We start from the raw sequence: 21,947 nt of genomic DNA on the forward strand, positions 1-21,947 counted from the left end.
TGAACCGGCGGCCCGGCGTGGCCGTACTCCCGTCGTGTCGCGGATCACGTTGCGGTCTGGACCAGTGCCCTGTCAATACGGCCCCCCGGGGGCGGCGGGGGTGCCCGCGGAGGCACACGTAACCGTCCGGTATCAACGGCGCGGCACGGTTGTCAGTGGTATGCGTCAGAATTGAATCCAGGGCCAGCGCACCAGCCGGGAGCGGTAGAGCCTCCGGCAGAGCAAATCGAGGGGCACGTATGTCCGGACTGATCGACACCACGGAGATGTATCTCCGCACCATCCTCGAGCTGGAGGAGGAAGGTGTGGTCCCCATGCGCGCCCGGATCGCCGAGCGGCTCGACCAGAGCGGGCCGACCGTCAGCCAGACGGTGGCGCGGATGGAGCGCGACGGCCTGGTGGCCGTCGCCAGCGACCGGCACCTGGAGCTCACCGATGAGGGCCGCCGTCTTGCCACCCGTGTGATGCGCAAGCACCGGCTCGCGGAGTGCCTGCTCGTCGACGTGATCGGTCTGGAGTGGGAGCAGGTGCACGCCGAGGCGTGTCGCTGGGAGCACGTGATGAGTGAAGCGGTGGAGCGCCGCGTCCTCGAGCTGCTGCGCCACCCGACCGAGTCGCCGTACGGGAACCCGATCCCGGGCCTGGAGGAGTTGGGCGAGAAGGACGGGGCCGACCCGTTCCTGGACGCCGGCATGGTGTCGCTGGCCGACCTCGACCCGGGGGCGGACGGCAAGACCGTGGTCGTGCGGCGCATCGGTGAGCCGATCCAGACGGACGCGCAGCTGATGTACACGCTGCGCCGGGCGGGCGTGCAGCCCGGCTCGGTCGTCAGTGTCACGGAGTCGCCGGGCGGGGTGCTGGTGGGCAGCGGTGGCGAGGCCGCGGAGCTGGAGGCCGACGTGGCCTCCCATGTGTTCGTGGCCAAGCGCTGACCTCGCGGCCGCCCCCCTCACCGCACCGCTCGAGCAGCCGCCGAGGGTTGGCTGGCTGTCAACTACCGCGCCTGCAGAGGAAGTTGTGACGCTTCCGCGAACGTAGACAATCCAAGATTCAGTGTGCGGAAGCGCAGCGCGGCGACGGTTTGCGTGCGACGCTGTCGCGTGAGGCATATGACCGAGGGGCTCTTGGCCGTCGTCCGACAGCGATGTCGCGCGGCCGGGGAGGGGGCGGGACGATGTGCCGAAGACATGGAGAGGGCCCCGGCGCCACATGGCGCCGGGGCCTGTCCTCCCCTGTGCTGACCCGGAGCCCCGAGCTCCCAGGGTCATCCCTTCCGGACCGGTTTCCCCGAGCGGTCCGTCTCCCGCTGAAAGATCTCCCCTCGGCGGCGGCGGCCAATCCCCCCAGGGGGTCACTCGAATGAGGGGTGTTGCCCTCAGGAACCGCGTTCTCGAATTCGCATTCGATAGCGTGGGGTGACGGACCACGTGGGGCGCGCGCTGTAACAACCGGCGCGTGCGGTGACAGCGCACACGGCGTGCGGCGGGAACCAGCAGGAGCAGCGGGACGACCAGCGGTACGAGGGTGGACCGGCGGGAGTGAGCGGTCCGAGCGAGGCAGGGGGGTGCCAGGACCTATGGTGCGGCGCATCGACGTGACCGGAGCAGGCGGCGTACGACTGGCGGCCTGGGAGTTCGGAGACCCTCCCAAGACCGATCCGGCGCGGTCCGCCGAGCCGGTCAGGACCGTGCCCGCGCAGGGCGGCCCCGGACCGGTGGCGCAGGAGCGCGCCGAGCGCGGTCCCGGTGTGCTCCTGCTGCACGGCCTGATGGGCCGGGCCTCGCACTGGGCGTCCACGGCGCGCTGGCTCTCCGAGCGGTATCGCGCCGTAGCGCTCGACCAGCGGGGGCACGGCCAGAGCGACAAGCCGCCCGAGGGCTGCTACACCCGCGAGGCGTACGTCGACGACGCCGAGGCCGCTCTGGAACAGCTCGGCCTCGCACCGGCCGTCGTCATCGGTCACGCCATGGGCGCGCTCACCGCCTGGCAGCTCGCCGCCCGGCGCCCCGATCTCGTCTGCGGCCTGATCATCTGCGACATGCGGGCCTCGGCGTTAGGGGCCGCGTCGCAGCGTGAGTGGGAGGACTGGTTCAAGGCCTGGCCCGTCCCGTTCGCCACGCTGGCCGACGTCCGCAAGTGGTTCGGCGAGGACGACCCCTGGGTGGAGCGTCCGAACCCGGCCCGCGGGGAGTTCTACGCCGAGGTGATGTCCGAGTCGGCGGACGGCTGGCGCCCCGTCTTCGAGCCGGAGCAGATGCTCACGTCCCGCGAGACCTGGGTGTACGACGCGCACTGGGAGGAGCTCGCCCAGGTCCAGTGCCCCGCCCTGGTCGTCCGGGGCCTCGACGGCGAGCTGGGCCGGGCCGAGTCCCAGGAGATGGTCCGCGTCCTGCCGCGCGGGCAGTACGCGGAGGTCGCCGACGCCGGCCACCTCGTGCACTACGACCAGCCGGAGGCGTGGCGGACGGCCATCGAGCCGTTCATGGAGGGCGTGCTCACGCCGTAAGCCCCGGCGTGAGCCCCGGGACGCCCGCCTCAGGGACGCGTTCACGCCGTGACCTCCGGGACGCCGGCCCGCGCCTGCTCACGCCGTGAGCCGTGAGCCGTAAGCCGTGAGCAGGCTCCGGGACGCCCGCCCCGCAGAGCGAGCGTCACCCCTTGCTGACCGCCGCGAGGATCTCCGGCAGCCGCCGTGCCGTGCGCGGTGCGGCCAGCCGCAGCCCGAGCAGCGAGAGCAGCGCGCCGTACGTGGCCCCCAGCGGCAGCAGCAGCCAGGTCCACTCGTCGCCGTCCGCCGCCACGTTCAGCCAGATCGTGAGGGCGATGACGGGAGCGCACAGCAGCGCGGCCGACACCATCCCGCCGAAGATCGAGATCCAGGCGAGGCCCGCCTGCCCGGGGGCCACGTTCTTGTAGCCCTCCTGCGGGATGGAGTACGGGAAGCGGGCCGACGACCAGGCGCCGGTCGCCAGCATCGCGCCGAGGAGCGCGAAGGACAGCCCGAGCGCCTCGGGCAGTTTGGGCCAGTCGCCGAGCATCGCGGTCGTCAGGACGGTCACGAACGTCGCGTACGGCAGGGTGATGACCAGCAGCGCCAGGGCCCGCCCGCGCAGTTCGACGTACGCGTCCCGGGTGGACGAGATCGTCATCGCCACGATCCAGAACGCGGACGTGTCCTGCCCGAACTGGTTGTACATCTGGATGCCGAGCATGCCGGCCGCGAAGCAGGCGAAGTAGATCGAGCCGGTGCCCTGCAGGGCGTTGAACACCGGCACGATCAGCCCGATGGCCAGCGAGGTCACCCAGGCGGCCTTGGTCTTCGGGTCGCGCCAGATGTAGCGCAGGCTGCGTTCCATGACGGTCCCGGTGCGGCCGGCGGGCAGCAGCCGGCTGAGGCCCGTCGAGCTCCGCTCCCGGGCGGCGGGCTCGGCCGACTGCAACGTGGACCCGTCCGGCGAGGTCATCAGCCGGGTCAGGTGCCGTGTCCAGAGCGCGAGGAGGCCCGCCAGCGCGGCCACGGACAGCAGGAACTGGACGGCTCCGGCGCCGTAGGACCCCTCGCTGACCGAGCGCACCGCGCCGATCGCCGAGGCGGGCGGCACCCAGCGCAGCACGTCCGCGACCGGGTCGAGCCGGGACAGGCCCCCGGCGGAACCGAGGCGCTGCGCCCCGAAGTTGACCACCTGGGCGCCGATCGCGACGACCAGCCCGCTGAGCACCGCGAGATCGCGGCCCCGGCGGCTGGTCAGCAGCCGGAGGTTGGCGGCCGCGACGGCCCGCGCGAGGGCCACGCAGACGAGCAGCGCCAGCACCGCGCCGAGCACCGCGGTGACGTACGCCGCCGGGCCGTGCGCCACGGAGATCACGGAACCGGCGAGCAGGCACAGCGTGAACAGCGGCCCGATGCCGACCAGCGAGGCCGCGAGGAGCGCGCGGACGAGGGGGCGCGGGCGCAGCGGCAGCATCACCAGCCGGGTGGGGTCGAGCGTCTCGTCGCCACTGGGGAAGAACAGCGGCATCACGGCCCAGCCGACCGCGAGGATCGCCCCGAGCAGCACGGCGACGGCGGTGGCGTGCGCGTTCCCGCGCAGCGCGATCAGGCCGATCAGCTGGAGGGCGGCGATGAGCAGGACGAGGACGGTCGTGGTGAGGTACGCGGCCCGCCGCCCGGCCGACTGCCGCAGCCCGTTGCGCAGCAGCGACAGCTTCAGGCGGACGAGGACGGGGGTGACGGACTCGGCGGGGGTACGGGTCCGCGGCGGGCCCTGGGTGTCGGTTCCGGTGCTCATCGCGCGCCGCCGCCCAGCCAGTCGAGGTCGGAGCCGGCGCTCCGGCCGTGCGCGCCGACGAGTTCGAGGAAGGCGTGCTGGAGGGAGGGGGCGCTGCCGCGCACCTGCGCGAGCGGCCCGTGCGCACGGATGCGTCCGGCGGCCATGACGGCCACCCAGTCGCACAGCGACTCGACGAGCTCCATGACGTGGGAGGAGAAGACGACGGTGGCGCCCGAGGCGGTGTAGCGCTCCAGGACGCCCCGGATGATCTGCGCGGAGACGGGGTCGACACCTTCGAAGGGCTCGTCGAGGAAGAGGACTTCGGGGTTGTGGAGGAGCTCGCAGGCCAGGCCGATCTTCTTGCGCATCCCGGTCGAGTAGTCGACGACGAGCTTGTGCTGGGCGCCCGCGAGGTCGAGTACGTCGAGGAGCTGGGTGGCCCGTTTGTCGACCTCGGCGCCGGGCAGACCGCGCAACCGGCCGGTGTAGGCGAGCAGTTCGCGTCCGGAGAGGCGCTCGAAGAGGCGCAGGCCCTCGGGCAGGACACCGATCCGCGCCTTGACCTCGACCGGATCGCGCCACACGTCGTGGCCGACGACCTCGACGCTGCCCTGGTCGGGCCTGAGTAGCCCGGTCACCATCGACAGGGTCGTGGTCTTCCCGGCCCCGTTCGGTCCGACGAGCCCGATGAACTGCCCTGCGGGCAGCTCCAGGTCGATCCCGGCGACCGCGACCTGCTCCCCGAACCGCTTCCAGAGCCCTCGTACACGTACGGCGGCCGCGCCTGTCCCTGCTGGTCCCTCGGTCATGCAAGCACCCTAAGGGGAAGCGCCGCTGCTTTTGGGGGCACGGGGAACTGCGCGATCAGCCACGACGCGTCCGCGGCCCGCCGGCACCGGCTGACGCATCCGCGGCCCGCCGGCACCCCATGAGACATCCGCGGCCCGCCGATACCCGCCGGCGGCGCCCGCTACCTGCGCCCGTCCCGCCCGCAGGCGTACGCGAGCGGCGAGATCAGCTCCTCCGCGTCCGGGAGCCAGCGGTTCGCGGGCGTGGGCCGGCACGCCCACTGGACGGCGCCCCGGGACCCGTAACGGGTGGGCGGAGCCGCCACGTACGCGCCCTCGCCGAGCGGGACCAGGTCGAGGGAGGCGGGCGGCCAGCCGATCTTGCGGACGAGGTCGGGGAGCTTGGCGGCGGCACCGGGGAGTACGAAGAACTGCATCCGGCGGTCAGGCGTGCAGGTCACCGGGCCGAGGGTCAGCTCCATGCGCTCCATCCGCGCCAGCGCCAGGAACCCGGCCGTCTCGGGCACGTCCAGCGCGTCGAACGTACGCCCGGTGGGCAGCAGGATCGACGCCGTCGGCTGCTTCGACCACAGGCGGCGCGCGACGGTCGCGCTGCCCGTCGCCTGCGTCGCCCAGTCCTCACGCGTCGGGTGCGCGCCGGGCACGGCGCACGCGGGCTCGCCGCAGGAGCAGCGCTGCACCCCGTCGACGGCTTCCAGCCAGGTGCCGGGGAACACGTCCCAGTGGCGCTCCTCGGCATAGCGCACGGCGGTGTCCAGCAGCGTTTCGCCGCGCTGCTGGGGGATCTGAGCGGTCTCGGTGCCTGCGATGGTCTCTTCCACGGTGAACTCAACTCCCGGGCCCACCTCGGGTTACGGCTGACACGCGCGCGGGGGAGGAGCATCGATTCCGCATGTGGGGCGCATGGATGCATGTGCGGGGGCGCGCAGGAGAAACGACAGCGGGGGCTGGGTAACCAGGTGAGGGGTCGGGCAATCGCCTTTACCCCGGCAATCCTCACATGTCTCGCATCTTCCGTATCTCGGCGGGGCATTGATCTTCCTGGCCGGCTTCTTTCGGTGGAGCCGGTCGCTGAGGTCACGTCAACTCGGTGCGTGGGCAGGCACCGCAGACACATGGCGAGAGAGCCGAAGGGCGCGCCGGTGTCGAGGGGGCGAGCGCGCGAAGGCCCGCAGGGCCGGCCGCGGTCGTCCTCCGGCACGGGCGCCGGCGTCCGGCAGGCGAACCCGCCAGAAAGCAGGGGGTACGCCATGGCCGCAAGGCCTCTCGTCGCGCGGCAGCCGAACGAACGGCTGCAGGCGCTCATCCAGGAAGCGGGCTGCTCGAACGCCGGGCTGGCCCGCCGGGTCAACATGTGCGGCGCCGAGCACGGTCTCGATCTGCGGTACGACAAGACGTCCGTGGCGCGCTGGCTGCGCGGACAGCAGCCGCGGGGGCGGGCGCCGGCGATCATCGCCGAGGCGCTCGGCCGCAAGCTGGGCCGTACGGTCACGATCGACGAGATCGGTATGGCCAACGGCAAGAACCTCGCGTCCGGCGTCGGCCTCCAGTTCTCGCCGACCGTCCTGGGGGCCATCGAGCAGGTCTGCGAGCTGTGGCGCAGTGACGTGGGGCGGCGGGACTTCCTGTCCGGCTCGTCCGTCGCCGCGTCCGCGCTCGTCGAGCCCAGCCGTGACTGGCTGATCTCCGCGCCGGACTCGCAGGTGGCGCGGGCGGCCGGCCCGCGGGTCGGGCTCTCGGACGTGGCCGCGGTCCGCGCGATGACCCAGGCGCTCACCGACCTGGACCACCAGTACGGCAGCGGGCATGTGCGCCCGGTCGTCGTGCATTACCTCAACAGCGTGGTCTCCGGGCTGCTCGCGGGCTCGTACCGGGAGGCGGTCGGGCGCGAACTGTTCGCCGCGGTCTCCCGGTTGACCGAACTCGCCGGGTACATGGCGATCGACACCGGTCAGCCGGGGCTCGCCCAGCGGTACTACATCCAGGCGCTGCGGCTCGCCCAGGCGGCGGGCGACCGCGGGTACGGCGGCTATGTGCTGGCCGCGTCCATGAGCCACCTGGCCGCGCAGCTCGGAAACCCGCGTGAGATCGCGCAGTTGGCGCGCGCGGCGCAGGAGGGGGCGCGGGGGCGTGTCACCCCGCGCACGGAGTCGATGTTCTACGCCGCGGAGGCCCGGGGGCACGCGCTCATGGGCGACGCGCGCGCGGCCCAGGTGGCGTCGGGGCGGGCGCTCACCGCGCTGGAGGGGGCCGACGCGGCCTCCGGGGACGACCCGGTGTGGATCACGCACTTCGACGAGGCCTATCTCGCCGACGAGTTGGCGCACTGCCACCGGGACCTGGGGCAGGCGGAGGCGGCCGCGCGGTGCGCGGAGGAGTCCCTCGCCGGGCATCCCGAGTCGCGGGCGAGGCGCCGGGCGATCGGCTTCGTCCTGCTGGCCACCGCTCAGGTGCAGCGGCGCGAGATCGAGCAGGCCTGCCACACGGGCCTGCGTGCCGTCGAACTCCTCGGCACCGTGCGCTCCAACCGCGGCGCGGAGTATCTGGAGGACTTCCAGCAGCGCCTCGAGCCGTTCCGGGAGGAGGCGGTGGTACGGGAGTTCGGGGCACGGATGGAGTTGCAGGCAGCGGCGTGACCGGGGGGCGTGCGCAGGTACGGCGGGTGGCGCGTGCCTGCGGACGCGTGCGGGCGTGCGTGGAGGTGTCGCGCACGATGTGAACGCTGGGCGTGCGCGGGCGTGAACGGGCGGACAACGGGCGCGCGTGCCGTGAAGGGAGGCATGTACAGCGCAATGGGGGGCGGTTTCGTTACCCCGGTCACAGGGGTACTGGGTCTCGTCACGTGCTGCGTGGCACCTGGTCGACGGGACCCGGTAGCGTGAGCCGACGATTCCGAAGGTCCCCCATCAGTAGGAGTCCCGGTGACGCAGAGTGGACAGGGCGAGGAGCCCTCGGCGCGGCCCGCGCGCGAAGGCATCGTGCTGCCCTCCGACGGCGGCGAACCCCTGTTGCCGGGGATGACGGGCGACCGCGCGACGCCGGCCGGCGGACAGGCCTGGGGCCAGCCATGGGGCCCGGCCCCGTCGGCACCGCCGGCTCCGCAGCCCGGACAGGGCTCCGACCAGGGCATGGACCAGAGCGCCGGGCAGGGCCAGGGCCAGGGTCCTGCCTACGGCGTCGGCCAGGGACAGGACCACGGTCCCGCCTACGGCGTCGGCCAGGGCCTGGACCACGGTCCCGCCTACGGCGCCGGGCAGGGGGCGGGGCCCCGCCAGGACCAGGACCGTCCCGGATACGGCACCGGCCACGGACCGGGACAGGACGCGCGGCCCGGCCAGGACCAGGGCCACCCCGGGTACGGCAGCCAGGACGCGGAACAACGCTGGGGAGCGGTCGCGGACGGCGCCGCCGTGCCGGTCCAGAACTGGGGAGCGCCCGAGCAGCCCCCGTCCGAGCCGGCACCGGGCTGGGGTGCTCCCGACGGATCCCAGGGCTGGGACGCGTCCGCCGGGCAGCAGGGCTGGAACTCGTCCGGCCAGGAGCAGAGTTGGGGCGGCGTGCCGTCCCAGCCGCAGCCGTTGCCGCCGGAGGGCGCGCAGTCGGGGTCGTACGCCCCCGGCGGCTACCCGGCGCCACAGGGCCCCGGTGCGCACGCCCCAGGGGCGCAGGCGCCCGGCAGCGCGCCCGGCGCGCACGCCTCCGCGCTGCCCCCGCAGGGACCCGCCGGCACTCCGGCTCCCGTGCCGGGCGCCGGAGCGGGCTCGCCGTTGCCGCCCGCCGCCCCGGTCGACGAAGGCGCCACCCAGTACATTCCGTTCGTTCCGCCGGCCGGATCCCCTGCCGACGAGGGGGCGACCCAGTTCCTGCCGCCCGTCCCGGCGGCCGGGCCGCACGAGGGCGCCACGCAGTTCCTCCCGCCGGTGGGCCCGGGGGCGCTGCCGCCCGAGGTGCCCGCCGACGCCACGCAGTACCTGGGGCGCACGCAGGGCGGCGCCGGACCGCTGCCGCCCGCCGCGCATCCCGACGCCCAGGCCACGCAGTTCATCGCCCCGGTGCCCGCGCAGCAGGACCCGCAGTACGGGATACGTCCCGGGGACCCGGAGGACCGCCAGCCGCCCGCGGAGTTCGACAACCTCTTCCGCACGCAGGGCGACGGGCCCTCGTCCACGCAGCAGCTGCCGCGCTTCGACGCACAGCACCAGCAGCAGGGCCCGCGTACCGCGCAGCACCCGCAGGGGCCCGGTGCGCCGGGCGGCCGGGCCGCCGCACGGCGCGGTGCCTCCGACGGCGGTGGCGGCGGCCGTACCGGATCGCGCGTGCCGGTGATCGTCGCCGTCGGAGTCGGTATCGCCGTGCTCGGCATCGGCGCCGGGGCGATGCTCAGCACCAGTTCGAGCTCCGACGGCAAAGGCGACAACAGCAAGACGGTCTCGGCCACGGCACCCGCCTCGGACGGTTCCGGGTCCGCGTCGGCCGACCCGGCGAAGGAACAGGCCGTCGCGCTCGACAAGCTCCTGGCGGACAGCAACGACAGCCGCGACTCCGTGATCAGGGCGGTCGCGAACGTCAAGGTCTGCAACAACCTGGACCAGGCGGCCACCGATCTGCGGGACGCCGCCCAGCAGCGCGGCGACCTCGTCACCCGGCTCTCCGGCCTCAAGGTCGACAAGCTCCCGGACCACGCCGCGCTGACCACCGCGCTCACCAGCGCCTGGAAGGCGTCCGCCTCCGCGGACAACCACTACGCGTCCTGGGCCGACCAGGCGGCCGGCAAGAACGGCTGCAAGAAGGGCCAGGCCCGCACCACCGGACAGACCCAGGCCGGCAACCGCGCGAGCGGCACCGCCAGCGCCGAGAAGACCAAGGCCTCGAGGCTGTGGAACTCCATCGCGTCCACCTACGGACTGACGCAGCGCCAGCCGACCCAGCTGTGACGGCCGGCGCTCGCTGAGGGTGCGGGCCACAGCGCGGGTGCGGCGCGGCCCGTCCTCACAACGTGCTGGAGGCCGCGCTCTCCAAGGTCTTCGACATGTTGGCGAACCCGCGCCGCGCGGAGACCAGTTGGCCCTGCCGCACGACCTGGTAGGTCACGTCGGCGTTGATCAGGCGCGGGAAGTCGACGGCCGCGAGCAGGTCCTCGAAGCGCCAGCTCAGCGTCGGTGTCAGCCCGCCCGTGGTCACCTTGAGCCCGTTGTCGAGGGTCCGCCGGACCGTGCGCGAGCTCACCTCGCCGTCGCCGAGCGCCTCGACGATCTGCTGGAACACCGTGTACGCGATCCAGGTGGTCTGCACGCCCGCGTCCGCCGGGTCGATCCGGTTGTCGCCGAAGGCGTGCTCGCGGATCACCTGCTTCATGTCGGCCCAGCGGGCGTCGTTCGCCGCCGGGTACCAGCCGGTGACGTACGCGTCCTCGTAGGGCCCGGACTTTCCGCCGGTCGCGTCGATCACGGTCTGGTCGACGCTGCCGAGCACCGAGGCGGTGCGCACCTTCGGATAGTCGTCGCGGTCGTGGCGGAAGGAGTCCATGAACGCGTCCGTGCGGTCCCCGAGCGCGGAGACCACGCAGCCGCGCTTCAGCGGGTCGGAGGTCGCCCGTTCCAGAGCCTGCGTGGTCTGCGCGGAGTACTCGGTGGAGTCGTCGGGGGCCCGTACGTCGGTGGCGGCCGGGTGCCGGCCCGCCTTGAGACCGGCGCTGAGCAGCACCGGGAGTTCGTCGCCCGCGATGGTGTCGGGGCGGACCAGCGCGACGGGACCGCAGTCCTTGGCGAGCTCCTCGCCGAGCCCGGCGAGGAGCGCGGGCTGCCCGCCGTTGACGGGGTAGGAGAGCGGGCTCTTGAACTCGTCGTCGGTGAGGCCGTAGCCGCCGATGTACGGAATGCCGGCGGACTGCAGCGGAGAGAGGAAGGAGCCGCCGTACTGGCTGTAGGAGCCGATGACCGCGACAACGTTCTCCTTGGCGGCGCGCCGGGCGCATTTCGCGGCGTCGACGCTGTTGTCGTGGTCGTTGCAGGTGAGGACCTTGAGCTCGCGGCCGTTGAGGCCGCCCCGGGCGTTGATCCAGCGCGCGTAGGCCTGCGCCATGGCGGGCATGCCGGGCTTGTTGGTCGCGGCCGTCTTCTCGGGTGCCCAGGTCATGACGGTGACGGAGCCGTCCCCGGAACCCCCTGTGACACCGGGGACGACTCCACAGCCGACGGCTATCGACGCACACACCGCCAACGCACCCGCGGACAGCACCGCGGTTCTGATGGGGCGGGAGAGGACGGGTGAGGTGCGCGTGCGACGCCTGCCGGTCATGGACATGCACGATTCCGTCACACCACCAACCCCGAAGTGACCCGCGGTCAACGCGTGGTGACGCGCAGGTGAATTACGGGGGGCGCGGAGCGGGTTCCCGGGGGGAACGTACGATCGATGACCGTGCAAGGTTCGGAGAACTCTTCCCGTCGTGGCCGCCGCTCATCCACCATGGGCGGCATGCCACTGAATGACATGCCCTGGTGGCGCTGGCGCAGCAATGTGCGCTCCGCGCTGCACATGCTCTCCGACCCCGCGTTCCAGCGGGACGTCTGGCTCGCGGGCGTGGACGGATACGGGGACGTCACCGATGCCGTCTACCGCCTGGTCGAGGACACCTGGCTCGACAACTGGTCCGCCGAGAAGTACGTCGGAACGATCTTCCGTGACTCGCAGGAGGCGGCGCTCGTCGACACCGCCGTGCTGCGCGTGCTGCGGATCATGCACCAGGTCGGCCCCGACGCTCCCGTCTCCGCGTACCTCGACCACCACGCGTGGCCCGAGGCCGTCCGCGCCGCCCGTGACGCCCATGTCCGCCTGGCGACGAGCGACGGGGAGGAACCGGACACGGCGCCCCGCACCCTGGAGGTGCTGCGCATTCTGACGCGGTCCGCCTAGCGGGACGGCAGTCCGCCCGGGGCGGTGCGTATGGGACCCTGGCGTGCATGAACGAGCAGTCCGTCCGCGCCGTCGCGCCCGCCGAGCAGTACGTCCTCACCCTCTCCTGCCCGGACAAACAGGGCATCGTGCACGCCGTGTCGAGCTACCTCTTCATGACCGGCTGCAACATCGAGGACAGCCAGCAGTTCGGTGACCACGACACGGGACTGTTCTTCATGCGGGTCCACTTCTCGGCCGAGTCTCCGGTGACGGTGGAGAAGCTGCGCGCCAGCTTCACGGCGATCGGTGACTCCTTCCGCATGGACTGGCAGATCCACCGGGTCGAGGACCGGATGCGCGTCGTCCTGATGGTCAGCAAGTTCGGTCACTGCCTGAACGACCTGCTCTTCCGCGCCAGCATCGGCGCGCTGCCGGTCGAGATCGCGGCCGTGGTCTCGAACCACACTGACTTCGCCGAACTCGTGGGGTCGTACGACATCCCCTTCCACCACATTCCGGTGACGAAGGACACGAAGGACGAGGCCGAGGCGCAGCTGCTCGAACTGGTCCGCGGGGAGAACGTCGAACTGGTCGTCCTCGCCCGCTATATGCAGGTCCTCTCGGACGACCTCTGCAAGCATCTCAACGGTCGGATCATCAACATCCACCACTCCTTCCTGCCGAGCTTCAAGGGCGCGAAGCCGTATCACCAGGCGCACGCCCGTGGGGTGAAGCTCATCGGGGCCACCGCGCACTATGTGACGGCCGACCTCGACGAGGGGCCGATCATCGAGCAGGAGGTCGAGCGGGTGGGCCACGGCGTGACCCCGGACCAGCTGGTCGCCATCGGCCGCGATGTGGAGTGCCAGGCGCTGGCGCGGGCCGTCAAGTGGCACGCGGAGCGGCGCATTCTGCTGAACGGGCGCCGCACGGTCGTCTTCGCGTAGCCGCAGATCGGCTGTCTTCGGCCCTTCTCCGCTGCCGGCCCGTGCCGCAAGGGCTGAAACGAGTCGTCCGGCCCCTGCCGGTTCGGCCGTCCCGCCCCTTCCCGAGGGACTGAAACGAGCCATCCCACCCTGCCGGTCCCCGTCGGCAGGGGGCTGAAACGAGCCGTTCTACATGCGGCTCAGCGACGCCGCCGCGAACAGTACGTCCTTGATCGCCTCGCGGTCGCCGTCCTGACCTGCGGCCGCCTCCTCGGGCGCCACATGCCCCGCGGCCAGCCGGCAGAACTCCACTCCGTCCAGGGCGACATGGGCGACCTCACGCTCGGCGGAGGCGATCGCGCCGGGGGAGTCGAGCGGGATGAGCCACTCGCCGCCGCCGGACCCCTCGATCTCCAGCCGGAGGCTGCGGCCGGCCGCGCCGGCCGCGACGAGGTGCCGGGACGGCGGTGCGGACAGGCCCGTCCGGCGCCGCTCGGCCAGCGAGGCGGGCAGCATGCGGACGGCCAGATCTATCATCCGGTGCAGATGGCGCGGGGCCGGCGGTTCGTACGGATAGTCCACCGCGTCCGCGATGTCGCCCGCGTGCACCCAGCACTCGAAGGCCCGGTCCAGCATCGAGTCCCGCAGCGGCAGGTCGAACCCGCCGTACGGCACGGGGAGGCGGCCGGAGCCACCGCCGGCGAACGACACCGTCCGCACCAGGTTGTGGCTCTGCTCGCGCCAGGGACCGCGCAGGGCGCGGGTCGGCGGGAAGTGGGAAGCCGCCCAGAACGCCTCGGTGCGGCCCGCGGGTGTGCTCTCGTCCGGCCGCGTGTCGCCGAGCGGGTCCTCCAGGCCCAGCGCGACGGCGACCAGGCCGTCGACGGTGAGCAGATGGGCGATCACCCCGGCGACCGTCGTACGGCGGCTCGCGGGGCCGGCGCCCGAGAACCAGCGCAGCCGCACGGGCGCGTGCCACTCGGCACCGCCGATGTCCTGCAGCAGCGCGTCGAGCCGCGCGGTCTCGGCGTCGTACGGAGTCGCCCAGTCGGGTACCGGAATGCGCGGCGGCCGCCGGTCGAGGCAGCCCTCCAGGACCCTGGTGCGCAGCGTCGGGTCGAGGTCGAGGCTCTCGGCCGGGTGCAGCAGGCCGACGGCCTCGCGCAGCCGGAGCGCCTCGTCCGCGCACGCGCCGCAGTCGCCGAGGTGGTCCTCGACGGCCATCGTCTCCTCCGCCGAACAGGCGGCGAGCGCCCACGCGCCGAGCAGTGACTTCAGCACGCGGTGCTCCAGGAGGAGAGGCGCGGGGGAGAAGGCCGCCGTGATCGTGTCCAGCCCGGGGAGCGGGTGGCCGGTGTCCTCCACGGAGGCACGCGGCAGAGGTATGCGTGGCGGCTGTTCCTGCTCCGGCCCGGCCCCGCTGTCCGGACCGTCAGGGTCGTGCGGGCCGTCAGAGCCGCGAGAGTCGCCAGAGCCGGATGTATCAGACGTACCGGACTTACCGGCGTCCCCCGGCTCCTCCTCGTTCTCCTTCTCGAGTTCCCCCTCGAGTCCGTCGGAGCCGTCGTCCCCGTCGAACGCCTCGAAGCGGTTCGCGCCCGCGTTCACCGCGCACCCCCGTATTCGGGCGGTGCCCCGGAGGGCCCGCTGTCGTGGGCGGTGGACAGCAGCTGAAGGCCGAGGCGGAGCCGGCGGCGGGCCTCGTCCTCGGTGATGCCGAGGTCGACGGCGGTCTGGCGGTAGTCGCGGCGCTGGAAGTACGCGCGCTCCAGGGCGGCCCGCAACGGGGTGGGCATCGACGTGACGATGTAGTCCGCGCGGGCGGCCACCGAGGCGCGGCGCACCTTGCGCTCCAGGTCCTCCGTGGTGCCGCGGCCGCCGTCGGCCAGCGCGGCGGTCTCGGTGGCGCGCAGCCGCTGGACCGCGAGGCGGTGGGTCAGCGTCGCGACCCAGGAGCGCAGCGGGCCCTGCTTGGGGTCGTACGCGTCCGGGTTCTCCCAGACGTGGACGAAGACTTCGCGGGTGATCCCGTCGGCGGCCCGCTCGTCTCCGAGCACGCGATGGGCGAGGCCGTGCACGAGTGAAGCGAATCGGTCGTAGAGCTCGCCGAGCGCCGCCGCCTCGCCGCGTGCCAGCCGCTGCTGCATCTTGCGGTCCCAGCGGGGCGGTGCGTCCTTCTTCGCCATGCGGCTCCCTCACCCCTGCCCGTTCCGGTGCCTGTCCTCTGTCCGGCCTGTCCAGCCTGTGTCCATCGCTGTCTCGAATGTAGTCGGCACGTCCGACAGCGCACGCCCCTTTGCGGCAATGTGCGCCCCTTGACGCGCCGGGGGTGGTAGGGGACGCCCACCCTGCTCTCACTGGCGCGGCGCCTACCCGACTCCGCCACGATCAGGCCTGATCGAATCGGACCGTACGCGATTGAAATGGCTCGACCGGTACGCGCTTTCGATCGACCGTAGGTGTTTCATGGAAACGACGGCCGGGCAGCCGCGCAGGAGAAATGAAGGAACGGGTTCCGTTTCTGTCCCCGACGAGAGGCGTGGCGGTGACGCTCAGAGTGACCGACGGGGAGCGCGGCGAGTGGGCCGTGCTCCAGGTGACGGGCGAGATGGACCTGGTGACGTCGCCCGTGGTGCGCCAGGGGGTGCACGACGTGGTGGCCGACGGGCGGCACGATCTCGTCCTCGACCTCTCGGAGGTCTTCTTCTGCGACTCCAGCGGCGTGGGCGTGCTGATCGCGACCCGTCGTCTCATCCGCTCCTGCCAGGGACGTCTGCGGCTGATACTGCCCGCCCAGGGCGCGGAGGACGGTTCGCACGTCAACCGGGTCCTCGCCGCCCTCGGCGTGCGCCGCCTCTTCGACGTCTACCCGGACCTGGTCACCGCCCTCGACGAGGAGTCCCGCCCCATGTCCGCGTGACACGTTCCACTCCGCGGGGCCGCAGTGCCACACAGTTGTCCCGGAATTCCCGCGGTCTTGGTACAAGCGCCGTTTTCCGCTCCGGCGGAGCCCTCGGCGACGTACGCTCCCTGCCAGATGCACCCGCAGCCCGGTTGAGAGTCCGGCTGAGATGTAAGGCGGTCCGAAAACACCATGGTCAGCACCGAGTACGAGCGGAGGATCGCCGCCCGGTTCGCCACCTTCGACCAGGACGGCAACGGCTACATCAACCGGGAGGACTTCAACGCGGCGGCCAAGGCGGTTCTGGCCGAATTCGGCAAGGCGGCCCGGTCGGATCAGGGCCAGTACCTCTACAGCGGTGCCGAGGCCTTCTGGCAGGGCATGGCGGGGATAGCGGACCGGGACGGCGACCAGCGCATCACGCGCGAGGAGTTCGTGAACGGCGCCGTGAAGCGGCTGCGCGACAACCCCGACCGGTTCGCCGAGATCGCCCGTCCCTTCCTGCACGCGGCCCTCGCGGTGGCGGACACGGACGGCGACGGCGCGGCCACGGTCGAGGAGACCGCCCGTGTCCTGAAGGCCCTGGGCGCGACCGAGGAGGTCGCCGCCTTCGCGGCCGGCGCCCTCGACACGGACGCCGACGGCCGGATCGGCGAGACGGAGGTCGTGACCGCGTTCGCCCGCTACTTCACGGTCCCCGAATGAGACAGCCGTGCACGGGCCCGTGAGCGAGGCAACCTCGGCGCACGACCCCCTGCGTGAGGCCCACTTGACGCCCGTTCACGGCATCCGAAGGAGACAGCCGTGCACCGCCTCGAAGTGACCCTCACCCCGAAAAGCGCTCCCGCAGCTTGTACTTGAGCACCTTGCGCAGCGCCTCGTTGCGCGGAAGGGCGTCCACCACCTCCAGCTGTTCCGGCAGCTTGTGCACGGACAGCCCTTCCGCGCGCAGATACGACGTGACGGCCGACAGCGTCAACTCCTCGGCTCCCGGCGGCTGTTCGACCACCGCGCAGACCCGCTCCCCGCGCTCGGCGTCCGGCAGCCCGATGACCGCCGCGTCGGCCACCCCCGGGTGGGAGTGCAGCAGATCCTCGATCTCCTTGGCCGAGATGTTCTCGCCCTTGCGGATGATGATGTCCTTGAGCCGGCCGGTGAGAACGAGATGGCCGCTCTGCGTCAGATGCCCGACGTCCCCGGTGATCAGGAACCCGTCCGCGTCGAAGGCCTCGGCACTCTGCTCCGGGTTCACATACCCCTGGCAGACGGCCTCCCCGCGCAGTCGTACGTCCCCGTCGACACCGTACGGAACCGGCCGCCCCGCGCCGTCCACCACACGTATCTCCATGCCCTCCGGGGGCCTGCCCTCGGTGGTCGCGAGGTTCTCGGCCGAGTCGTCCGGAGCGCCCATCGTGATCATCGGGACCTCGGTCATCCCGTAGCCGTGGGTGAGCTGGACGCCCATCTCGCGGACCACCGAGTGATAGACCTCGGGCGGCTTCGGCGCTCCGCCGCCGGCCAGCAGCCGCAGGGTCGGGATGACCGGCTCGCCCGGCTGTTTCCGCTGTTCGGCGAGGAACATGGAGTAGAAGGCGGTGGATCCGCCGGCCACCGTCACGCCGTGCTTGCGATAGCCCTCCAGCGCGCCGGGCAGCGCGAAGTGCTCGAACATCACGGCCGGGAAGCCGTACAGCAGCAGCATCACCGTGTAGTCGGGCCCGGCGATGTGTGCGTACGGGAAGGCCATCGAGCCCACGTCGTCGGCCGACAGGCGCAGCGCGTGCGCCAGGCAGGAGCCGCCCGCGATCAGTGAACGGTCGGTGTGCAGCACGCCCTTGGGGTCGGAGGTGGTGCCCGAGGTCCAGTAGATCCAGCGCACCGAGGTGCCGTCGGCGGGCGGGTCGGGCAGCACCGACGGATCGCCGTCCGGCAGCCGGTCGTACGCCTCGAAGACGTTCTTGGCGCCGAGCCGCCGTGCCATCTCCGCGTGATCGAAGCCGCGCCACTCGCCCGGTACGGCGAAGAACTCGGTCTTGGACTCCCTGAGCGCGAAGCCGACTTCACGGTCGCGGTAGAAGGGGATCACCGGCGACTGCACGGCGCCCAGGCGGGCCAGCGCGAAGGACAGCACCGCGGTCTCGATGCGGGTGGGCAGCTGCCAGGCGACCACCGTGCCGGGCCGTACGCCCCTGTCGTACAGGCCCGCCGCGACCCGCTCGGCCCGCTCGCGCAGCTCGCCGAAGCTCAGGGCGCGGTCGTCCTGGAGCAGCACGGGACGGTCGGGGGTGAGGTCGGCGCGGCGGGTCACCAGCTCCCAGAGCGTGCGGGACCGGCCGAGGGTGTGCGCGGTGTCGTTCACTTCAACCCCCTGTAGCTGACGGGTAGTCAGATGGTGGGCAGAGCGTAGGGCTCGCCGCCTTGTCGGTCCAGGGGTGCGGGGATAGCCTGCTATCTGACGGGTCATCAGATATGACGGGTCGTCGGACACGGACCTCACGGTCACGGACCGCACGGTGGAGGGACCCATGACGGAACTGCCGCGGATCGTCAGCGTCGACGACCATGTGATCGAGCCCGCGCACCTCTTCGAGACCTGGCTTCCGCAGAAGTACCGGGACCGCGGGCCCAAGCCGCTCACCGCGGGCATCGGCGAGCTCGCCTACATCGCCGGCAAGTACCGGATCACGATGGACCCCGACGGACCGCCCACCGACTGGTGGATCTACGAGGACCTCAAGTTCCCGTACAAGCGCAACATCGCCGCCGTCGGCTTCGACCGCGACGAGATGACGCTGGAGGGCATCACGCGCGCGGAGATGCGGCGGGGCTGCTGGGACCCCAAAGAACGGCTCGCGGACATGGACCTCAACCATGTCGAGGCGTCCCTGTGCTTCCCCACCTTCCCGCGCTTCTGCGGGCAGACCTTCGCGGAGGCGCACGACAAGGAGGTCGCGCTGGCCTGCGTGCGCGCCTACAACGACTGGATGGTCGAGGAGTGGTGCGGCGACAGCGGCGGCCGGCTCATCCCGCTGTGCCTGATCCCGCTCTGGGACATCGACCTGGCGGTCGCCGAGATCAGGCGGAACGCCGCCCGGGGCGTGAAGGCCGTGACCTTCTCGGAGATCCCCACCCACCTCGGACTGCCGTCGATCCACTCCGGCTACTGGGACCCGTTCTTCGCCGTCTGCCAGGAGACCGGCACGGTCGTGAACATGCACATCGGGTCGAGCAGCCAGATGCCGGCCGCCTCCCCGGACGCGCCCCCGGCCGTCCAGGCCTCGCTGAGCTTCAACAACGCCATGGCCTCGATGATGGACTTCCTGTTCTCCGGCGTGCTCGTGAAGCATCCCCGGCTCAAACTCGCCTACTCCGAAGGGCAGATGGGCTGGATCCCGTACGCCCTGGAGCGCGCCGACGACGTCTGGGCGGAGCACCGCGCCTGGGGCGGCGTCCGCGACCTGATCCCGGAGCCTCCGTCGACGTACTACTACCGGCAGATCTTCTGCTGCTTCTTCCGCGACAAGCACGGGGTCGCGTCCCTGGACGTGGTCGGCCGCGACAACGCCACCTTCGAGACCGACTACCCGCACGTCGACTCGACCTTCCCGCACACCAAGGAGGTCGCCCTCGACCATGTGAAGGGCCTCGACGACGAGACGATTCACAAGCTGATGCGCGGCAACGCGATCCGGATGCTCGACCTGGACCTCTAGTGGACCTGGCGTACACCCCCGAGGAGGAGGACTTCCGCGAGCGGCTGCGGGAGTGGCTCGCCAAGGTGCTCCCCGGCCTGCCCGCCAAACCGTCGCCCGACGACTGGCCCGGCAGACGCGCGTACGACCTCGGCTGGCAGCGGATGCTGTACGACGCCGGGTACGCGGGCCTGCACTGGCCCGTGGACGCCGGCGGACAGGGCGCGACCCCCACCCAGCACCTCATCTTCCTGGAGGAGACGGAAAAGGCGGGCGCACCCTACGTAGGGGCCAATTTCGTCGGGCTGCTGCACGCCGGGCCGACGATCGCCGCCGAGGGGACGGCCGAGCAGCGGGCGCGCTGGCTGCCGCCCGTCCTGCGCGGCGAGCAGGTCTGGTGCCAGGGGTTCAGCGAACCGGACGCGGGCTCGGACCTCGCGGCGCTCCGCACGCGCGCGTCGCGGGACGGCGACGACTACGTAGTGAGCGGCTCCAAGATCTGGACCTCCCACGCGGAGGTCGCCGACTGGTGCGAGCTGCTCGTGCGGACCGGCTCCGCGGCCCCCAAACACCGCGGGATCAGCTGGCTCGCCATGCCCATGGACGCGCCCGGCATCACCGTCCGGCCGCTGCGCACCCTCGCCGGTTCCACCGAGTTCGCGGAGGTGTTCCTCGACGACGTGCGGATCCCGGTGGCGAACCGCGTCGGCGCCGAGAACGACGGCTGGCGCGTGACCATGGTGACCCTGTCCTACGAGCGCGGCACCGCCTTCGTCGGCGAGGTCGTCGCCTGCCGCCGCGTGCTGGGCGCGCTCGCCCGCGAGGCTCGCGCGAACGGCCGCTGGGACGACGCCGTACTGCGCCGCCGGCTCGGCAGGCTCAACGCCGAGTTCCGCGCGCTGTGGCGGCTCACGCAGTGGAACGTCAGCGAGTCGCAGCAAACGGAAGGCGTGCCCGGCGTCGGCGGATCCGTCTTCAAGCTGCGGTACTCCCACGCCCGCCAGGAGCTGTACGACGCCGCCGCCGAGGTGCTCGGTCCCGAAGCGCTCGACCTCGGGCGGGACTGGACCCTCGACCGGCTGTCGTCGCTGTCGTACACCATCGCGGCCGGCACCTCGCAGATCCAGATGAACATCGTGGCCGAGCGGATCCTGGGCCTGCCGAAGGGGCGGTGACACACTCCGTGCACTTCCAACTCACCGATGACCAGCGGGCCTTGAAGGCAGGCGTACGGGAGCTGCTGGCGCGGCGCTTCGGGAGCGAGGCGCTGCGGGCCGCGGCGGACGGCGGCGGCCTGGACCGCGCGCTGTGGCGGGAGCTCGGCGCGGCCGGGTTCTTCGCACTCCGCCTTCCGGCGGCCGACGGCGGAGTCGGACTCGGCCTTCCGGAAGCCGTGTTGGCCTTCGAGGAGGCCGGCCGGGTGCTGCTGCCGGGACCGCTGGTGGCCACGCATCTGGCGGCCGGGACCGTGGCCGGCGCGGCGACCGGCGAGAGCGTCGTCACGGCCGTCCACGGGGGACTCGTGGAGTGGCTGGAGGCGGCGGACGTCGCAGGCGGTGACATCGCCGGAGCGGTCCCGCTGAGGTCCCTGGACCCGCTGACCCCGCTGCACCGCGTGCCCCGCCCGCCCGCCGCCGATCCCGTCGCCGTGCTCCTCACCGCCGCCGAGCAGCTGGGCGGTGCGGCCCGGTGCTGCGAGCTGGCCGTGCAACACGCCCGGGCGCGCGAGCAGTTCGGGCAGCCGATCGGGGCCTTCCAGGCGGTCAAGCACCTGTGCGCGCAGCTGCTGGTACGGGTGGAGGTGGCGCGCGTGGCCGTCTACGCGGCCGCGGTGACCGCCGACCCGCTGGACATCGCCGCCGCCCGGCTGCTCGCCGACGAGGCCGCCGTACGCGGCGCCCGCGACTGCCTCCAGGTCCACGGCGGCATGGGCTTCACCTGGGAGTCCGAGGTGCATCTGCACCTGAAGCGGGCCTGGGTGCGGACGCACCGTGCGGGAGACGCGACACAGAGTGAGGAGGCGCTGGCCGGGAATCTGCTGTCCGGATCGGGGCGCTGAGGCTCTGTGCAGGGCCGGTAAAGGGAAGCGCCCGGACGGATGTCGCGGATTGTGGCATACCGGAATTACGGAGCGTTGATATCGGGTTGTGTCCTACGCGTGACTTGTCACGGCCTGGAGTCGGCGCCGTGCTCCGGTACCTTGTGTGGGATGCGAGTGGTTCTGAGGCTGGACCATCCCGGTGGCGCCCACGAGGCGACGCCGGACCCGGCGATGCGTGCCGCTCGCAGGGCAGGGCGGACCCCCGACCCTGCCTGTTCGACTCCCCGCAATGAGCGTCGCACAGTATGCCGTACGCGTACTCCTTCGCGCTGGAATATGCCCGAAGCGCTTGTTGGGGTGACTGTACGTCAACCATGCTGTCTCTCAAGGGAATCACGTTCCGTGACCC

General features: G+C 72.1%; 18 protein-coding genes. 11 read left to right on the forward strand and 7 right to left on the reverse strand.

The window, feature by feature from the left end; translation table 11 throughout:
• Positions 1-239: 239 nt before the first annotated feature.
• On the forward strand, positions 240-932 hold the full coding sequence (locus ACFVYF_RS10115) for a metal-dependent transcriptional regulator (RefSeq protein ID WP_383277156.1): 693 nt from the start codon (positions 240-242) through the stop codon (positions 930-932).
• Between the two features lie 644 nt (positions 933-1,576).
• Positions 1,577-2,506 (forward strand): alpha/beta fold hydrolase, encoded by a 930-nt coding sequence (locus ACFVYF_RS10120; protein WP_389453710.1) that lies wholly within the window; start codon positions 1,577-1,579, stop codon positions 2,504-2,506.
• Positions 2,507-2,651: 145 nt separating this feature from the next.
• Here the strand turns inward: ACFVYF_RS10120 and ACFVYF_RS10125 are convergent, their stop codons facing one another.
• The 3 genes from ACFVYF_RS10125 to ACFVYF_RS10135 form a co-directional block, all read right to left on the reverse strand.
• Complete coding sequence (locus tag ACFVYF_RS10125; RefSeq protein ID WP_389453713.1) at positions 2,652-4,289, reverse strand: transporter; 1,638 nt, start codon at positions 4,287-4,289, stop codon at positions 2,652-2,654.
• A complete protein-coding gene (locus ACFVYF_RS10130) occupies positions 4,286-5,080 on the reverse strand; it encodes an ABC transporter ATP-binding protein (protein ID WP_389453716.1) in 795 nt (264 codons plus the stop codon). The genes ACFVYF_RS10125 and ACFVYF_RS10130 overlap by 4 nt, the downstream gene beginning before the upstream one ends.
• Positions 5,081-5,241: 161 nt before the next feature.
• Positions 5,242-5,901: a bifunctional DNA primase/polymerase gene (locus ACFVYF_RS10135; protein WP_389453719.1), complete on the reverse strand. Its 660-nt coding sequence runs from the start codon at positions 5,899-5,901 to the stop codon at positions 5,242-5,244.
• Positions 5,902-6,330: 429 nt separating this feature from the next.
• Here ACFVYF_RS10135 and ACFVYF_RS10140 point away from each other — a divergent pair, with 429 nt between their 5' ends.
• The gene (locus ACFVYF_RS10140; RefSeq protein ID WP_389453721.1) at positions 6,331-7,716 is read left to right on the forward strand and encodes a transcriptional regulator; all 1,386 of its coding nucleotides are present in this window, start codon (positions 6,331-6,333) and stop codon (positions 7,714-7,716) included.
• A 285-nt stretch (positions 7,717-8,001) separates the two neighbouring features.
• Positions 8,002-10,014, forward strand: coding sequence for a hypothetical protein (locus ACFVYF_RS10145; protein WP_389453724.1), 2,013 nt, complete (start codon positions 8,002-8,004; stop codon positions 10,012-10,014).
• A 55-nt stretch (positions 10,015-10,069) separates the two neighbouring features.
• Here the strand turns inward: ACFVYF_RS10145 and ACFVYF_RS10150 are convergent, their stop codons facing one another.
• Entirely contained in the window at positions 10,070-11,377 is a 1,308-nt protein-coding gene (locus tag ACFVYF_RS10150; RefSeq protein WP_389453727.1) for an ABC transporter substrate-binding protein, read from the reverse strand.
• Positions 11,378-11,494: 117 nt separating this feature from the next.
• On the opposite strand from ACFVYF_RS10150, the gene ACFVYF_RS10155 reads away from it, so the two are divergent.
• A complete protein-coding gene (locus ACFVYF_RS10155) occupies positions 11,495-11,995 on the forward strand; it encodes a hypothetical protein (protein WP_389453729.1) in 501 nt (166 codons plus the stop codon).
• Positions 11,996-12,042: 47 nt separating this feature from the next.
• The gene (gene purU, locus ACFVYF_RS10160) at positions 12,043-12,924 is read left to right on the forward strand and encodes a formyltetrahydrofolate deformylase (protein WP_389453731.1); all 882 of its coding nucleotides are present in this window, start codon (positions 12,043-12,045) and stop codon (positions 12,922-12,924) included.
• A gap of 168 nt (positions 12,925-13,092) precedes the next feature.
• On the opposite strand, the gene ACFVYF_RS10165 is transcribed toward purU, so the two are convergent.
• The gene (locus ACFVYF_RS10165; protein ID WP_389453734.1) at positions 13,093-14,511 is read right to left on the reverse strand and encodes a maleylpyruvate isomerase N-terminal domain-containing protein; all 1,419 of its coding nucleotides are present in this window, start codon (positions 14,509-14,511) and stop codon (positions 13,093-13,095) included.
• Positions 14,508-15,089 carry a sigma-70 family RNA polymerase sigma factor gene (locus ACFVYF_RS10170; protein ID WP_389453737.1) on the reverse strand — a complete coding sequence of 194 codons (582 nt, stop codon included), beginning with the start codon at positions 15,087-15,089 and terminating at the stop codon, positions 14,508-14,510. Before ACFVYF_RS10170 ends, ACFVYF_RS10165 begins: the two co-directional genes overlap by 4 nt.
• A gap of 353 nt (positions 15,090-15,442) precedes the next feature.
• On the opposite strand from ACFVYF_RS10170, the gene ACFVYF_RS10175 reads away from it, so the two are divergent.
• Both ACFVYF_RS10175 and ACFVYF_RS10180 read left to right on the forward strand, forming a co-directional pair.
• Positions 15,443-15,823, forward strand: a complete 381-nt coding sequence (locus ACFVYF_RS10175) for an STAS domain-containing protein (protein ID WP_383277192.1) — start codon at positions 15,443-15,445, stop codon at positions 15,821-15,823.
• 174 nt (positions 15,824-15,997) lie between these two features.
• Entirely contained in the window at positions 15,998-16,510 is a 513-nt protein-coding gene (locus tag ACFVYF_RS10180; protein ID WP_389453740.1) for an EF-hand domain-containing protein, read from the forward strand.
• A gap of 121 nt (positions 16,511-16,631) precedes the next feature.
• Here the strand turns inward: ACFVYF_RS10180 and ACFVYF_RS10185 are convergent, their stop codons facing one another.
• A complete protein-coding gene (locus ACFVYF_RS10185) occupies positions 16,632-18,164 on the reverse strand; it encodes a class I adenylate-forming enzyme family protein (RefSeq protein WP_389453743.1) in 1,533 nt (510 codons plus the stop codon).
• A gap of 166 nt (positions 18,165-18,330) precedes the next feature.
• On the opposite strand from ACFVYF_RS10185, the gene ACFVYF_RS10190 reads away from it, so the two are divergent.
• The 3 genes from ACFVYF_RS10190 to ACFVYF_RS10200 are packed head-to-tail and all read left to right on the forward strand — an operon-like array spanning position 18,331 to position 21,556.
• Positions 18,331-19,518, forward strand: coding sequence for an amidohydrolase family protein (locus tag ACFVYF_RS10190; protein ID WP_389453746.1), 1,188 nt, complete (start codon positions 18,331-18,333; stop codon positions 19,516-19,518).
• Entirely contained in the window at positions 19,518-20,672 is a 1,155-nt protein-coding gene (locus tag ACFVYF_RS10195) for an acyl-CoA dehydrogenase (protein ID WP_389453749.1), read from the forward strand. Before ACFVYF_RS10190 ends, ACFVYF_RS10195 begins: the two co-directional genes overlap by 1 nt.
• Before the next feature lie 8 nt (positions 20,673-20,680).
• The gene (locus tag ACFVYF_RS10200; RefSeq protein ID WP_389454695.1) at positions 20,681-21,556 is read left to right on the forward strand and encodes an acyl-CoA dehydrogenase family protein; all 876 of its coding nucleotides are present in this window, start codon (positions 20,681-20,683) and stop codon (positions 21,554-21,556) included.
• The last annotated feature ends 391 nt before the right edge of the window (positions 21,557-21,947 follow it).

Source organism: Streptomyces sp. NPDC058274 (assembly GCF_042881375.1).
Classification (GTDB): Bacteria; Actinomycetota; Actinomycetes; order Streptomycetales; family Streptomycetaceae; genus Streptomyces.

Excerpts from the sequence above, each read along its gene's own strand:
- ACFVYF_RS10115 (WP_383277156.1), top strand. The coding sequence starts at position 240 with ATGTCCGGACTGATCGACACCACGGAGATGTATCTCCGCACCATCCTC.
- ACFVYF_RS10120 (WP_389453710.1), top strand. The coding sequence starts at position 1,577 with ATGGTGCGGCGCATCGACGTGACCGGAGCAGGCGGCGTACGACTGGCG.
- ACFVYF_RS10125 (WP_389453713.1), bottom strand. The coding sequence starts at position 4,289 with ATGAGCACCGGAACCGACACCCAGGGCCCGCCGCGGACCCGTACCCCC.
- ACFVYF_RS10130 (WP_389453716.1), bottom strand. The coding sequence starts at position 5,080 with ATGACCGAGGGACCAGCAGGGACAGGCGCGGCCGCCGTACGTGTACGA.
- ACFVYF_RS10140 (WP_389453721.1), top strand. The coding sequence starts at position 6,331 with ATGGCCGCAAGGCCTCTCGTCGCGCGGCAGCCGAACGAACGGCTGCAG.
- ACFVYF_RS10150 (WP_389453727.1), bottom strand. The coding sequence starts at position 11,377 with ATGACCGGCAGGCGTCGCACGCGCACCTCACCCGTCCTCTCCCGCCCC.
- ACFVYF_RS10155 (WP_389453729.1), top strand. The coding sequence starts at position 11,495 with ATGACCGTGCAAGGTTCGGAGAACTCTTCCCGTCGTGGCCGCCGCTCA.
- purU (WP_389453731.1), top strand. The coding sequence starts at position 12,043 with ATGAACGAGCAGTCCGTCCGCGCCGTCGCGCCCGCCGAGCAGTACGTC.
- ACFVYF_RS10170 (WP_389453737.1), bottom strand. The coding sequence starts at position 15,089 with ATGGCGAAGAAGGACGCACCGCCCCGCTGGGACCGCAAGATGCAGCAG.
- ACFVYF_RS10180 (WP_389453740.1), top strand. The coding sequence starts at position 15,998 with ATGGTCAGCACCGAGTACGAGCGGAGGATCGCCGCCCGGTTCGCCACC.
- ACFVYF_RS10190 (WP_389453746.1), top strand. The coding sequence starts at position 18,331 with ATGACGGAACTGCCGCGGATCGTCAGCGTCGACGACCATGTGATCGAG.